Below are 14,097 nucleotides of genomic sequence, written 5' to 3'. Positions count from 1 at the left end.
TTTTCAGGACGTGGTGCCACACCTTGGTCATGTCATCGATCCAGGCCCAATACAGCGACGGGTCCTCCCGAGGCGGCGGCGCCTCATCACACAACTGCTCGAACATACGTTCGATTATACCAAATTATGCTGACTTAGACTTCTGTGATGGCTCGGGACTTCGGTGACGGTTTGCTGGTTTTGGGCGTGGGCCGCGGGGTCGTGTCACCACCAGGACCACTCGAACTGTCACCGATGTCCTGGTAGATAACATCTGACTTAGACTTCCTCGCACAGCGGCGTGCTACGGGGTGAGTCAGGATGGCTCGCTCGTGGCTAATCGACCGCACCGCGTTACCCTGTGCGGATGCCGAAGGTGTTGTCCGTCAACGTAGCTCGCGTCCGAAGCAATCCGGACCCCCGCGCGGCGGCCAAGATCACCGGCATCGACAAGCTGCCCGTCGCCGATGCCGTCGCGGTACGCGCGCCGGGCCCGCTGCGCCGCGGCCTGGTCGGCGACGCCATCGGCAACCAGAAGCTGCACGGCGGCGACGACCAGGCCGTCTACACCTATGCGCGAGAAGACCTGGACGACTGGGAAGCGAAACTCGCCCGCCCCCTCACCGACGGCATGTTCGGCGAAAACCTGACCACCCAGGGCGTCGACCTCACCAATGCGCTGATCGGTGAACGCTGGCGGGTCGGTTCGGACGGGCTGCTGCTGGAGGTCTCCGCCCCCAGAACGCCATGTCGTACGTTCGCGGCCTTCCTCGACCTCAAGCACTGGATCAAGACTTTCACCCAGGCGGGCAAACCCGGTGCTTATCTGCGGGTCATCGAGCCTGGGACGGTACGTGCCGACGACGACATCACCATCGACTACCGACCCGACCACGACGTGACAGTCGGACTGGTCTTCCGCGCGAAGATGACCGAACCAGAACTACTTCCGCAGCTCCTCGACGTGGAGGCGCTCTCGGCCGAACTCAAGACCTATGCGCGCCGGCGTCTGGCAGCGCAGCAGAACTAAGCCGCCGCGCCGGCGTCGTTCGCCGGTAGAATCGGTTGAATGCATGGCGGTACTGCGGACCGGGCTGACGTTGTGCTCGACGTGCAGTCGGGCCGCTCCCGCCTTTATGCCGACGTGGTCGTCGTCGTCGCGGTGCTGGTGACCGCGAACCTGGTTGCGCACTTCACCACGCCCTGGGCCAGTATCGCGACGGTTCCCGCCGCGGCGGTGGGGCTAGTTCTGCTGATTCGTTGGCGGGGTCTGGACTGGGCCGAGCTCGGTCTGGGTCGCGAACACTGGAAATCCGGTATGACCTACGCGCTGGCCGCCGTCGGGCTGGTCGTCTCGGTGATCGCGGTCGGAGTGCTGTTGCCGGCGACTCGGCCGATGTTCCTGAACAACCATTACGCGACCGTCTCCGGCGCGCTGATCGCTTCGATGGTCATCATCCCTTTGCAGACCGTCATTCCCGAGGAACTGGCTTTCCGCGGCGTGCTGCACGGCGCGCTGGACCGGGCCTGGGGATTCCGCGGGGTCGCGATGGCCGGTTCGCTGTTGTTCGGGCTGTGGCACGTGGCGACGTCGCTGGGCCTGACCAGCAACAATGTCGGGTTCACCCGGCTGTTCGGCGGCGGGTTCTTCGGAATGCTGGCAGGTGTGACGATGGCGGTGCTGGCGACCGGCGCCGCCGGATTCGTCTTCAGCTGGCTGCGCCGGCGCAGTGGCAGCCTGATCGCGCCCATCGCGCTGCACTGGTCGCTGAACGGGATGGGCGCGCTGGCCGCGGCCCTGGTCTGGCACCTGTCGACCTGACTCACACCAGCAACACGGCCGCGCCGGCGATGCGACCGGAGCTGAGGTCGGCCAAGGCTAGGTCAGCCTGCCCGAGTGGATATTCCGGCGTGGTGAGGTGAAGCCGATGCTGCGCGGCGAAGGCGAGGAAGGCCCGCGCATCGGCTCGGGTGTTCGAGGTCACCGACCGTAGCTGGCGCTCCTGAAAGAGGTGGCGCTGATAGTTCAGGGCCGGGATGTCAGTGAGATGGATCCCGGCCACCGACAAGGTGCCGCCCCGGTCGAGTGCCGCCAGGGCGGGCAGCACCAGATCTCCGACCGGAGCGAAAAGTATCGCCGCGTCCAGCGGGACGGGCGGGGATTCGTCGGCACCCTGTGCGGAGGCGGCACCCAGCGCCAAGGCCAGCTCGCGCGCTTGTGCGCCGCGGGTCATCACGTGGACTTCGGCGCCCTGCGCCAACGCCACCTGCGCGGTGATGTGGGCGCTGCCGCCGAAACCGTAGAGGCCCAGCCGTCCGCCGGGCGGCAACTCGGCGCGCACCAAAGACCGGTATCCGATGATGCCGGCACACAATAACGGCGCCAGCTCGGTGTCGCGGTAGCCGTCGGGCAGGTGATGGGCAAAAGCTGCCGGCACCGTGGCGTATTCGGCGTAACCGCCGTCGGCATCCCACCCGGTGTAGCGCGATGCGGGGCACAGATTCTCGTCCCCCCGGCGGCAATATTTGCACTCCCCGCAGGTGTGGCGCAGCCAGGCGATACCCACCCGGTCCCCCACTGCGAAGTCACCAGCCACGTCGGAGCCGACCTCGACCACCTCGCCGACCACTTCGTGGCCGGGAGTGACGCGCTCCCGGTGGATGGGCAGATCACCCTCAGTGACGTGTAGGTCGGTGCGGCACACCCCGCACGCCAGGACTGCCACCAGCAGCTCAGCCGGGTCGGGCCGCGGGACGTCGACGGTGACGCGCTCGAGTGGCCTGCTGGGTATCGGCCCGGGTCGGCACACCTGCCAGGCGGCCATCGTGGGCGAATGTGACGCCATCAGTGCACCGCGCCGCGGCCACGCAGTACGCCGGTTACGTCTTGCGCACCATTCCGACGAGCCACAGCAGGATCACCGAGCCGAGGATCGCAGTGAAGAAGGTGAACCACCAACCGCCCGAAGCGGTGTCGAAAGCGAAGCTGAGCAGAAAACCGCCGAGCAACGCTCCGACGACGCCGATCACGATGTTCATCAGGATCCCGGCGCCACCGCCGCGGACGATCTTGCCGGCGATCCAGCCCGCCAGCGCCCCGATGATGATGTAACCGACAACACCCACGCTGGTCAGAGTTGTTGAGCGAGCGAGAAACTCGGTTGTTGCCACAACGTCCATGAGGGGTCTCCTTGCAGTCACTGACAGTCCAGCCCCAATGCCGGACCGTGATGTCGGGTATACCCCGTCTAGATCACGAATTCGACACTAAGCGGGTTGGCTGCGTGGTTCGGCCGGCGCGGGATTCCCCGAGGCCGGAGCCTGGCCGGGAACCTGCGCGGGTGCAGGAGCGCCGGCGTCCGGTGCGGGCGCCCCTGGGACGGGCGCTGCCGGTGCCGGCGCACCCGCAGCCGGTGCCGGCGCCGCCGGCGCACCCGCAGCCGGTGCCGGCGCTGCCGGAGCACCTGCCACTGGAGCCGGCGCTGCCGGAGCACCTGCCGCTGGAGCCGGCGCAGCTGGAGCGGGCGCTGCCGGAGCACCTGCCGCTGGAGCCGGCGCAGCTGGTGCCGGCGCACCGGGGACGGGAGCCGCGGGTGCGGGAGCGCCCGGGGCGGGGGCACCCGCGACACCCTCCGGAGCGGGAGCCGCCGGCGCATTCCAAGGCCGGATCGACTCGGCGAGCACCTTGGCGGCGTTCTTGTCGATCGGGTTATTGGACGTGCCCAGCCACACCACGAACCAGCGCTGCGGCGGGCCGGCCGCGGGGGTGGCGCCCGCGGGGGTGCCGACCACACCGGTCCAGATCTGGCCCACCGGCTTGGCGGCGTCGCTGAACTTCACCTCGTAGTACGACGCGCTGCCCGAGATCCCGTTGGCGTTGAGCGGAATCGTCTCCTGGTTGAGCCGGGTCCCCGGGTACGGCATGAAGAACTCGCCCATGTCCGAGCCGAGTCGAACCGCGGCCTTCGGGTTGGTGGCCTCGGCGCTCGCGTAGAGCTTCTGGTCCAGCCGCCCCAGCACGATCCGGGTGTCGTTGGCCACCGCCGGAGCCTGACCGGGCATCGGCGCCTCCCCGGCCGCCTTGCTCAGCAGCGCGGACCCGTAGTCGAGGTGGGACGCGTCCGACTCCACCCAGCCTGCCGGCACCACGAAGCTGAACCCGCCGACGGCGTTGGTCACCCGCCCAGGCTCAGGCGCAGCGGGGTCAGGCGGCGGCGCCATAGGGTCGGTCGGCGGGACCGCGTTGGGGTCACCGGGCTGCGCGATCGGCGCGGGTGCGCCGGGAGCGGGCGACGCACCGGCACCGGGCGGCGGAGCCGGAGACGCCTGGGCCGACGGGCTCGGCGGCGCCGGCTCCGGGTCGGCGCCCGCGGTTGCCGGCAAAGCAATGGTCACGACGCTGGCGCTGGTGGCCGCGGCGATCGCCAACGACGCCCACAGCCCCTTACGACGGGTCGGGTTCGAGTGCACCTGCTGCATGGCGACGAACCTACCGTGTCAACGCTGCGAAGCAAGGATGGCCCGGCCGGTGTCACCGCAGTTCATTCCCGTCGCCGCCACACCGGATGCAGGGCCACTTCGGCGGCCTTGACGGTGAACCAGACCCGGTCGCCCGTCGTGAGCTGCAATTCTGCAGCCGCCTCGACGGTGATGTCGGCGGCCAGGCCCGGCGCACCATCGGCTTGGTCGGCACCGCGGACCGTCACCGCCGCCCCGCGACTGTCCATTGCGGCGACGACGACTTCGACGATGTTGCGCGGGCTGCCGTGCGGTCTTTCCGCGTACACGGCCACACTCGCGGGCGCGAATACCGCCACCGCAGGCTGACCACCAGAGATCCCGGCCGCCGCACCCGCGGCGCCGTGCCAGATCTGGCCGGACGGGGTGTGTAGCGCACCGTCGGATCGGATCGTTCCGTTGACCAAGTTGACACCGGCGAACCGGGCGCCGAAATGACTGCGCGGGGCGGCCAGGACCTCGGCCACCGTGCCGGCCTCGACGATCCGGCCCGACTCGAGCACCAGCACCCGATCAGCAAGGGCCAGCACATCCAACAGGTCATGAGTGACCACAATGGCCGCACAGCCGCCGCGCACGACCACATCGCGCAACACCGCGCGAACCGAGGCGGCCGCAGCGACGTCAAGACCGGTCAGGGGCTCGTCGAGCAGCAGTATCTCCGGTTCGACGGCCAAGGCACGGGCAATCGCCACGCGCTGCGCCTGCCCGCCAGACAACTGCTGCGGCGTGCGCTCGGCAAGCTCCTCGGCGTGCACCTGGCCCAGCCAGTGCAGTGCCGCACGGTGGTCGCGGGAGCGCCCGAACCGGAACAGCGGGCTCCGACTGCGCGGTCCGAACGCCACGTTCGCGGCGACCGTCAAATGCGGAAACAGCAGCGGATTCGGCAACAGCAGCCCGACTCGGCGGTCGTGTGTGGCCACTTGTATCCCGGCAGCGGTGTCGGTCAGCACCCGGTCGCCAAGTCGCACCAGCCCCGTATCGGGCCGCAGCAAACCCGCGATCACCTGCAGCGCGGTCGACTTCCCGGCGCCGTTGGGACCCAACACCGCCAGCACCTCCCCCGCGGCCACGCCGAATTCCACGTCCAGACAGCGCTCCTTGACCATCGCGCGCAACGCGAGATCGCTCATCGCGCTTCGGCCGCGGTAACCCGGCGGGCACCCAGGCCGAGCACCACCAGGGCGGCGACCGCCACCAACAGCAGTGACAGCGCGACCGCGGCGTCGGGGTCGTCGACCCGGCGCAAATAGATCTCGAGCGGCAACGTTCGGGTGACGCCCTGCAGCGACCCGGCGAAGGTCAGCGTGGCGCCGAACTCGCCCAGCGCCCGGGCGAATGCCAGCACGGCCCCGGACACCAGGCCCGGCAGCAGCAACGGCATGGTGACCCGCCACCAGATCGTGGTGGGTCGCGCACCCAGCGTCGCCGCCACCACCTCGTAGTCGGCTCCGGCGCTACGCGCGGCACCCTCCAGGGAGATCACCAGGAACGGCAATGACACGAAGGCCTGCGCCAGCACCACAGCGGAGGTGCTGAACGCGATGCTGACGCCCGCGGCCTCCAGATACCGTCCCAGCAGGCCGAGCCGTCCGAAGACGTAGAGCAGCGCGATGCCCCCGACGACCGGCGGCAGCACCAGCGGAAGCAGAATCAGCGGTCGCAGCACGCGGACCAGGCGTAGCCGGCTGCGCGCGAGCACCAGCGCCATCGGCACCCCCAGCAGCACACACAACGCGGTGCTCGCCGCCGCGGTCTTCATACTGAGCAGCAGCGCGGTTGCCGACGATTCGCTGCTGATCAGCGACCAGAAGTGCAGCCAGTCCACCTTGAGCGCGATCCCGACCAGCGGCAGGCCGACAAAGACCGTCCCGATCGCGGCGGGCAGGTAGACCCAGCGAGGCAAATCCGTCCCGGCGCGCATCAGGGTTTGACGAAGCCCGCCCGGTCCAGGATCTGCTGCCCTGCCTGGCCGGTCACCGTCGCTGCAAATTTCCGAGCCAGCGCAGGCTGCGATGCGTTCTTCAGCACCGCGACCGAATAGGTGTTCACCGCGCGGGCGGCCTCGGGGAACCGCACCGTCGCCACCTTGCTGCCGGCGTCGAGCGCGTCGGTCACATACACCAACGCGGCGTCGGCCTGTCCGGAGGTGACTTTGTTCAGCGCGTCGGTGACGCTCGGTTCTTCGCTGACCGGGTGCAGTCTGACCCCGCTGATTTCTGCTACCCGGGCGGTGGCGGCGCCGCACGGCACCGGACGCTGACAGACCACCACGTGAAGACCCGGTGCGGCCAGATCGGCAAAAGACTGCACGTGCTTCGGATTGCCCGGTGCGGTCACGATGACCAGCGTGTTGGCGGCGAAGGTGGCCGGATCGGCGGCCGGCAGCCCGGCCTTCGCGACCTTGTCCATCTGTGCGGCATCCGCGGAGGCGAAGACGTCGGCGGTGGCACCCTGGGTCAGCTGAGCGGCCAGGTCGGAAGAACCCCCGAAGTTGAACTTGACGTCGACCCCGGGGTTGTCCGCTCTGAACCGTTCGGCGATCTGAGTGAAGGCCGGGTTCAGCGATGCGGCCGCGAACACCACCAGCGCCCGGTCCCGCGACGGCGACGAGTGGCACCCGGTCAAGCCCACCACCAGCGCCGTCGCCAGGAAGACGGCGGGCAACCCGACACGGCGCATCGCTAGAACGTAGCGCAGCTGAATAGTTACCCGAATCGTCAGCGCGTCGTGGCGGTGTTCGGTTTCGCCGAATAGCTACTGTCCAGTAACATGAATCGGAATTGATGCCGCACAAGGAGGTCTGGCAGTGGAAGTTGTTGTCACTGGCGGCGACACCGATTTGGGGCGCGCGGTAGCCGAGGGGTTCCGCGACGACGGCCATAAAGTGACCCTGGTGGGCGCGCGCGGTAGCGACCTCGAGGTCATTGCCAAGGAACTCGACGTCGACGCGATCGTGTGCGATACCACCGATCCGGCCAGCCTCACCGAGGCGCGCAGCCTGTTCCCCCACCACCTGGACACCATCGTCAACATTCCGGCCCCGACCTGGGACGCCGGCGACCCCCGGGCCTACACGCTGTCCGACACGGCAACGGCATGGCGCAAGGCATTGGACGCGACAGTGCTCTCCGCGGTGCTGACGGTGCAATGTGTCGGTGACCATCTGCGCTCGGGCGGGCACATCATCAGCGTGCTGCCGGAAAACCCGGCCACCGGCAGCGTGGACGCTGCGATCAAAGCAGCGCTCTCCAGCTGGGTCAGCGGCCAGGCCGAGGTGTACGGAACCCGGGGCATCACCGTGAACGCCGTGGCCTGCGGTCGCAGTGTGCAGGCCGGTTACGAGGGTCTTTCGCGCTCACCGGCGCCCGTGGCGGCCGAGATCGCCCGGCTGTCGCTGTTCCTCACCACCCCGGCAGCCCGGCACATCACCGGTCAGACGTTGCACGTGAGCCACGGGGCGCTGGCGCAGTTCGCCTGACACCCGCCGACGGCTACGGTGGACACCGTGGCAATTCGGCTGGGTTTCCAGATTCCCAACTTCTCCTACGGCACGGGCGTAGAAAACCTGTTCCCGACGGTCATCGCGCAAGCGCAGGAAGCCGAAACAGCCGGCTACGACTCGCTTTTCGTGATGGATCACTTCTATCAACTGCCCATGCTCGGGACTCCCGACCAGCCCATGCTGGAGGCCTACACGGCCTTGGGCGCGCTGGCCACCGCCACCGAGCGGCTGCAGCTGGGCACCTTGGTCACGGGCAACACCTACCGCAATCCGGCGCTGCTGGCGAAGGTCATCACCACGCTGGACGTGGTGAGTGGTGGACGGGCGGTGCTGGGCATCGGCACCGGCTGGTTCCAGCTCGAACACGAGCAGCTCGGCTTCGAATTCGGCACCTTCACCGACAGGTTCAACCGCCTCGACGAGGCGCTGCAGATCATCCTGCCGATGATCAAAGGCGAGCGCCCCACCTTCGCCGGAACCTGGTACCAGGCCAACGAGGCCATGGCCAATCCGCGTTTTCGCGATCACATCCCGCTGCTGATCGGCGGCAGCGGCGAGAAGAAGACATTTGCCCTGGCCGCCCGCCATTTCGATCACCTCAACATCATCGCCAGCCTCGACGAGCTGCCGCGCAAGATGGAAGCGCTCAAGGCCCGCTGCGACGAAGCCGGGCGGGACCCGGCGACACTGGAGACCAGCCTCATGTTGACCGTGATCATCGACGAGAACTTCGACCAGTCGCGTGCCAATCCGCGCATGGTCGCCGGCAGTCCGGCGCAGATCGCCGATCAGGTGCAGGACAGGATTCTCGACGTCGGCGTCGGCGGCGTCATCATCAACCTGCCCAACGGGCATGTGCCCGGGATGATCACCACCGCGGCCGAGGCGCTGCGTCCGCTGTTCGGCCTGTAACGCGGATCACCCGCGAATTCGCTGGATGTGGTTTATCGCACAAGCTGGCGACTGGGTTTGTCGACGTGCGTTGACTAGGCTCAGGACGGGTATTAGCTAACCGCAATCGCCCGCCGAGGAGCCCCGTCAGGAGCAGCGAAAAATGAGCCCCCAGCAAGAACTCACAGTTGAACCGCGTCGCCGGCACCGGGTCGTGATCATCGGTTCGGGGTTCGGCGGGCTCAATGCGGCAAAGAAGCTCAAGCGCGCCGATGTCGACATCAAGTTGATCGCCCGCACCACCCACCACCTGTTCCAGCCTTTGCTGTACCAAGTTGCCACCGGCATCATCTCGGAGGGCGAGATCGCACCGCCCACCCGCGTGGTGCTGCGCAAGCAGCGCAACGTGCAGGTGTTGCTGGGCAACGTCACCCACATCGACCTGGCCAACAAGCTGGTCGTCTCCGAACTGCTGGGTCACACCTACGAAACTCCGTACGACAGCCTCATCATCGCGGCCGGTGCCGGTCAGTCCTACTTCGGCAACGACCACTTCGCCGAGTTCGCGCCAGGCATGAAATCCATCGACGATGCGCTGGAATTGCGCGGCCGGATCTTGAGTGCCTTCGAGCAGGCCGAGCGGTCCAGCGACCCGGAGCGACGGGCCAAACTGCTGACCTTCACCGTCGTCGGCGCCGGGCCGACCGGTGTTGAAATGGCCGGACAGATCGCCGAACTGGCCGAATACACCCTCAAGGGCGCATTCCGGCACATCGACTCGACCAAGGCGCGGGTCATCCTGCTCGACGCGGCGCCCGCGGTGTTGCCCCCGATGGGTGAGAAACTCGGCGATCGGGCAGCCGCCCGGTTGCAGAAGCTGGGTGTGGAAATCCAACTCGGCGCCATGGTCACCGACGTGGACCGTAACGGCATCACGGTCCGCGACGCAGACGGCATCGAACGGCGGATCGAATCGGCGTGCAAGGTGTGGTCCGCCGGTGTGCAGGCCAGCCGTTTGGGTCGCGACCTGGCCGAACAGTCAGACGTCGAACTGGACCGGGCCGGCCGGGTCCTGGTGTTGCCCGACCTGTCCATTCCCGGGCACCCCAACGTCTTCGTCGTCGGCGACATGGCCGCCGTGGAGGGTGTCCCGGGGGTGGCGCAGGGGGCCATCCAGGGCGCCAAGTACGTCGCGAACAACATCAAGGCCGAACTCGCCGGCGCCGACCCCGCCGAGCGGGAACCGTTCCAGTACTTCGACAAGGGCTCCATGGCGACGGTGTCGCGGTTCTCCGCGGTGGCCAAGATCGGTCCGCTCGAGTTCAGCGGCTTCATCGCCTGGCTGATCTGGCTGGTGCTGCACCTGGTGTACCTGATCGGGTTCAAGACCAAGATCACCACGCTGCTGTCCTGGACGGTGACGTTCCTGAGCACCCGACGTGGCCAACTCACCATCACCGACCAGCAGGCATTCGCCCGAACGCGCCTCGAACAGCTGGCGGAACTGGCCGCCGAAGCGCAGAACTCCGGCGCGGTCGCGCGGAAAGCCAGCTAGACCTCGAGGTTCTGCAGCCGTACCTGGCCGCGGGCCACGACCCGGTCGTCGTCGTCGGTGATCGTCACCTGCCATAGCTGCTGGCGACGGCCGCGGTGCACGGGCTCGGCTCTGCCGTACACCGTTCCGGACTTGATCGCCCGCAGGAAGTCGGTGTTGTTGTTGACGCCGACCACGTTGCCGCCGCCGTGCTCGGCCAGCCAGGTGTAGGCGGCCACACTCGCCATGCTTTCGATCATCGAGCAGTAAACCCCGCCGTGCACCAGGCCCATCGGCTGCAGCAGGTGCGGTTTCACCTCGAGCTGCGCGCGGGCGCCCTCGGGACTGAGTTCGGTGAACTGCAAACCGAGCTGGTTGTCGAACGGGGCTTGGAAATCGGCGGTACCGGACGCGGATGACACGCCCTTGTGTCTACACCATGGGTAGCTGTGACCGGGTGGATGCGACTGCGTGAGGCTTCCCGGAAATACAGGCGAGCCCCGTGCACCAGGCACGGGGCTCGCCGATCGAGTAGGCCGGGGGTCACTGCAGCCCTCAGGACACTTCCGCGGCCGTTATTCGCTCGACCAGAATTAGCATAGGCAAGGCTGCCCTAATTTCGCAAGCACCGATTGCGTAGTGTTGTCGACGTACCGAGCCGGAAAGATCGTGACGGTTAGGTACGACACTCGGTAGTAAGCCGGAGTACGCTGGTACCAACGCTCAGGAGATGAACTATGGCCAAGCTGACGCGGCTGGGGGATCTGGAACGCGCAGTCATGGATCACTTGTGGTCTATGGCCGAACCCCAGACCGTACGCCAGGTGCACGAGGCATTGTCTGCGCGCCGCGACCTCGCGTACACCACCGTGATGACCGTGTTGCAGCGGTTGGCGAAGAAAAATCTCGTCTCCCAGATTCGCGACGACCGGGCACACCGCTACGCACCTGTGCACGGCCGCGACGAACTGGTCGCCGGGCTGATGGTCGACGCCCTGGCCCAGGCCGAGGACTCCGGCGGCCGCCAGGCCGCCCTGGTGCATTTCGTCGAGCGGGTCGGGGCCGACGAGGCCGATGCGCTGCGGCGCGCCCTGGCCGAACTGGAAGCAAATCACCGCAATTCGCCATCTGCTGGACCTCCGGCCGACGACTAAGGGAGAATTACAGCGTGTCTGCGCTGGCCTTCACCATCCTTGCGGTGCTGCTGGCTGGCCCGACACCGGCTGTGCTGGCGCGTGCGGCCTGGCCGCTGCGCGCTCCCCGGGCCGCCATGGTGCTCTGGCAGGCCGTGGCGCTGGCCGCGGTCCTGTCCACCTTCAGTGCCGGTATCGCGATCGCCAGCCGATTGCTGATGCCCGGCCCGGACGGCCGTCCCACCGCCGGCATCCTGGACGCCGAGGGGCGGCTCGGCTGGCCGCTCTGGGCGGCCTACGTCGCCGTTCTCACGCTGACCGTGCTGGTCGGCGCGCGCTTGATGGTGGCTGTGGTGCGGGTGGCCATTGCAACGCGCCGCCGGCGCGCCCATCACCGGATGGTCGTTGACCTGGTCGGGGTCGGACGCGACTCGGCCCGGTGCACTCAGACCCGCGACCTGCGGGTGCTGGACGTCAAGCAGCCACTGGCCTACTGTCTGCCCGGCGTGCGCAGCCGCGTGGTGGTCAGCGAAGGGGCGTTGAACACCCTCACCGACAGCGAAGTCACCGCCATCCTCACCCACGAGCGGGCCCATCTGCGTGCCCGTCACGACCTGGTCCTGGAGGCATTCACGGCTGTACACGCCGCATTTCCGCGGCTGGTGCGCAGCGCCAACGCTCTGGGCGCAGTGCAGCTGCTCGTCGAACTGCTGGCCGATGACAGCGCGGTACGCGCCACCGGACGCACTCCCCTGGCGCGGGCGCTGGTCGCCTGCGCATCGGGGCGCGCACCGTCGGGTGCGCTGGCTGCCGGCGGCCCGAGCACCGTGGTCCGTGTGCGGCGGCTCTCCGGCCGGCCGAACAGCCTGCTGTTGTCGGTGACGGCCTACCTGGCCGCCGCGGCGGTGCTGGTGGTACCGACCATCGCGCTGGCCGTACCGTGGCTGACAGAGCTACACCGGCTGGTCAGCTTCTGAGCCGAACCCACCCCGGGAGTGCCGCAGGTCCGCTGTGTCACAGTGTGATCCGAATGGCTTGCGGGCGCCCTAGTTCGCCAACCTGGAGAGGCAGGACATGAGTTCATCGGATTCGCCGACCGCGACCGCCCAGATCGGAGTGACCGGCCTGGCGGTGATGGGTTCGAACCTGGCCCGCAACTTCGCCCGGCACGGTTACACCGTGGCGCTGCACAACCGGTCGGTCGCGAAAACCGATGCGCTGCTCAACGAACACGGCTCCGACGGCGAGTTCGTGCGCACCGAGACCATCGCGGAATTCCTTGACGCACTGGAGAAGCCGCGCCGGGTCATCATCATGGTCAAAGCCGGAGAGCCGACCGACGCCGTCATCAACGAACTCGCCGACGCCATGGAAGAAGGCGACATCATCATCGATGGCGGCAACGCCCTCTACACCGACACCATCCGTCGGGAGAAGGCGATTCGCGAACGCGGACTGCACTTCGTCGGCGCCGGCATCTCCGGCGGCGAAGAGGGCGCCCTCAACGGCCCGTCGATCATGCCGGGCGGGCCCGCCGAGTCGTATGAGTCGCTGGGCCCGCTGCTCGAGGAGATTTCCGCCCACGTCGACGGCGTGCCGTGCTGCACGCACATCGGCCCCGACGGCGCCGGTCATTTCGTCAAGATGGTGCACAACGGCATCGAATACTCCGACATGCAGCTGATCGGCGAGGCCTACCAACTGCTGCGCGACGCGCTGGGCAAGTCCGCCGCGGAGATCGCCGACGTCTTCGACGAGTGGAACAAGGGCGATCTGGACAGCTTCCTGGTGGAGATCACCGCCAAGGTGTTGCGCCAGACCGACGCGAAGACCGGCAAGCCGCTGGTCGACGTGATCGTCGACGAGGCCGAGCAGAAAGGTACCGGTCGCTGGACCGTCAAGTCAGCTTTGGACCTCGGGGTACCGGTCACCGGCATCGCTGAGGCGGTGTTCGCCCGGGCGCTGTCCGGGTCGGTGGCCCAGCGCAAGGCGACCACCGGACTGGCTTCGGGGGACCTGGGCGACAAGCCCGGCGACGCAGCGCAATTCATCGAGGACGTCAAGCGGGCCCTGTACGCGTCGAAGATCATCGCCTACGCGCAGGGCTTCAATCAGATCCAGGCCGGCAGCGCCGAATACGACTGGGACCTCACCCCCGGTGACCTGGCCACCATCTGGCGCGGCGGCTGCATCATCCGGGCCAAGTTTCTCAACCGGATCAAAGACGCCTTCGACGACGACCCCGACCTGCCCACGTTGATCGTGGCGCCGTATTTCCGGGACGCGATCGAGGCCGCCATCGACAGTTGGCGGCGCGTGGTGGTGGCTGCCACGCAACTGGGTATCCCGATTCCGGGGTTCTCTTCGGCACTGTCCTATTACGACGGTCTGCGCACCGAACGGCTGCCGGCCGCGCTCACCCAGGGTCTGCGCGACTTCTTCGGGGCGCACACCTACGGACGGACCGACGAGGAGCCCGGCAAGAAGTTCCACACCCTCTGGAGTGGAGACCGAAGCGAAGTACCTGCTTAGCGAGT

15 protein-coding genes are annotated in these 14,097 nt (G+C 67.7%); 8 read left to right on the top strand and 7 right to left on the bottom strand.

What is annotated here, in order from left to right:
• Window positions 1-346 precede the first annotated feature (346 nt).
• Together AC5Y3Z_RS07620 and AC5Y3Z_RS07615 are read left to right on the top strand one after the other, a co-directional pair.
• Window positions 347-1,009 carry an MOSC domain-containing protein gene (locus AC5Y3Z_RS07620; protein ID WP_473140330.1) on the top strand — a complete coding sequence of 221 codons (663 nt, stop codon included), beginning with the start codon at window positions 347-349 and terminating at the stop codon, window positions 1,007-1,009.
• 39 nt (window positions 1,010-1,048) lie between these two features.
• Window positions 1,049-1,801 carry a CPBP family intramembrane glutamic endopeptidase gene (locus tag AC5Y3Z_RS07615; RefSeq protein WP_463828973.1) on the top strand — a complete coding sequence of 251 codons (753 nt, stop codon included), beginning with the start codon at window positions 1,049-1,051 and terminating at the stop codon, window positions 1,799-1,801.
• Between the two features lies 1 nt (window position 1,802).
• On the opposite strand, the gene AC5Y3Z_RS07610 is transcribed toward AC5Y3Z_RS07615, so the two are convergent.
• The 6 genes from AC5Y3Z_RS07610 to modA all read right to left on the bottom strand — a co-directional run bounded on the left by AC5Y3Z_RS07610 (window position 1,803) and on the right by modA (window position 7,179).
• Complete coding sequence (locus AC5Y3Z_RS07610) at window positions 1,803-2,825, bottom strand: zinc-binding alcohol dehydrogenase family protein (RefSeq protein ID WP_463828974.1); 1,023 nt, start codon at window positions 2,823-2,825, stop codon at window positions 1,803-1,805.
• Window positions 2,826-2,859: 34 nt separating this feature from the next.
• On the bottom strand, window positions 2,860-3,159 hold the full coding sequence (locus AC5Y3Z_RS07605; protein ID WP_463828975.1) for a GlsB/YeaQ/YmgE family stress response membrane protein: 300 nt from the start codon (window positions 3,157-3,159) through the stop codon (window positions 2,860-2,862).
• An 87-nt stretch (window positions 3,160-3,246) separates the two neighbouring features.
• Window positions 3,247-4,458: an alanine and proline-rich secreted protein Apa gene (locus AC5Y3Z_RS07600; protein ID WP_463828976.1), complete on the bottom strand. Its 1,212-nt coding sequence runs from the start codon at window positions 4,456-4,458 to the stop codon at window positions 3,247-3,249.
• Window positions 4,459-4,520: 62 nt separating this feature from the next.
• Entirely contained in the window at window positions 4,521-5,630 is a 1,110-nt protein-coding gene (locus tag AC5Y3Z_RS07595) for a sulfate/molybdate ABC transporter ATP-binding protein (RefSeq protein ID WP_463828977.1), read from the bottom strand.
• Window positions 5,627-6,421 (bottom strand): ABC transporter permease, encoded by a 795-nt coding sequence (locus tag AC5Y3Z_RS07590; RefSeq protein WP_463828978.1) that lies wholly within the window; start codon window positions 6,419-6,421, stop codon window positions 5,627-5,629. Before AC5Y3Z_RS07590 ends, AC5Y3Z_RS07595 begins: the two co-directional genes overlap by 4 nt.
• Window positions 6,421-7,179 carry a molybdate ABC transporter substrate-binding protein gene (gene modA, locus AC5Y3Z_RS07585; protein ID WP_463828979.1) on the bottom strand — a complete coding sequence of 253 codons (759 nt, stop codon included), beginning with the start codon at window positions 7,177-7,179 and terminating at the stop codon, window positions 6,421-6,423. The genes AC5Y3Z_RS07590 and modA overlap by 1 nt, the downstream gene beginning before the upstream one ends.
• Window positions 7,180-7,300: 121 nt before the next feature.
• Here modA and AC5Y3Z_RS07580 point away from each other — a divergent pair, with 121 nt between their 5' ends.
• The 3 genes from AC5Y3Z_RS07580 (at window position 7,301) to AC5Y3Z_RS07570 (ending at window position 10,448) form a co-directional block, all read left to right on the top strand.
• Window positions 7,301-7,978 (top strand): SDR family oxidoreductase, encoded by a 678-nt coding sequence (locus AC5Y3Z_RS07580; RefSeq protein ID WP_463829001.1) that lies wholly within the window; start codon window positions 7,301-7,303, stop codon window positions 7,976-7,978.
• Window positions 7,979-8,005: 27 nt separating this feature from the next.
• On the top strand, window positions 8,006-8,914 hold the full coding sequence (locus tag AC5Y3Z_RS07575; protein ID WP_463828980.1) for an LLM class F420-dependent oxidoreductase: 909 nt from the start codon (window positions 8,006-8,008) through the stop codon (window positions 8,912-8,914).
• 142 nt (window positions 8,915-9,056) lie between these two features.
• The gene (locus AC5Y3Z_RS07570) at window positions 9,057-10,448 is read left to right on the top strand and encodes an NAD(P)/FAD-dependent oxidoreductase (RefSeq protein ID WP_463828981.1); all 1,392 of its coding nucleotides are present in this window, start codon (window positions 9,057-9,059) and stop codon (window positions 10,446-10,448) included.
• Here the strand turns inward: AC5Y3Z_RS07570 and AC5Y3Z_RS07565 are convergent.
• Complete coding sequence (locus AC5Y3Z_RS07565; RefSeq protein WP_463828982.1) at window positions 10,445-10,849, bottom strand: PaaI family thioesterase; 405 nt, start codon at window positions 10,847-10,849, stop codon at window positions 10,445-10,447. The two genes, AC5Y3Z_RS07570 and AC5Y3Z_RS07565, sit on opposite strands and share 4 nt — an antisense overlap.
• A gap of 315 nt (window positions 10,850-11,164) precedes the next feature.
• Between AC5Y3Z_RS07565 and AC5Y3Z_RS07560 the strand changes: the two genes are divergently transcribed.
• The 3 genes from AC5Y3Z_RS07560 (at window position 11,165) to gnd (ending at window position 14,092) form a co-directional block, all read left to right on the top strand.
• The gene (locus tag AC5Y3Z_RS07560) at window positions 11,165-11,581 is read left to right on the top strand and encodes a BlaI/MecI/CopY family transcriptional regulator (protein ID WP_463828983.1); all 417 of its coding nucleotides are present in this window, start codon (window positions 11,165-11,167) and stop codon (window positions 11,579-11,581) included.
• 14 nt (window positions 11,582-11,595) lie between these two features.
• Window positions 11,596-12,537: a M56 family metallopeptidase gene (locus AC5Y3Z_RS07555; RefSeq protein WP_463828984.1), complete on the top strand. Its 942-nt coding sequence runs from the start codon at window positions 11,596-11,598 to the stop codon at window positions 12,535-12,537.
• 97 nt (window positions 12,538-12,634) lie between these two features.
• Window positions 12,635-14,092 (top strand): NADP-dependent phosphogluconate dehydrogenase, encoded by a 1,458-nt coding sequence (gene gnd, locus AC5Y3Z_RS07550; protein WP_463828985.1) that lies wholly within the window; start codon window positions 12,635-12,637, stop codon window positions 14,090-14,092.
• Window positions 14,093-14,097: the final 5 nt, after the last annotated feature.

Source organism: Mycobacterium sp. NGS61 (assembly GCF_059812325.1).
Note: the sequence above shows the minus strand (reverse complement) of the source record. Positions and strands in the feature narration are given on the sequence as shown.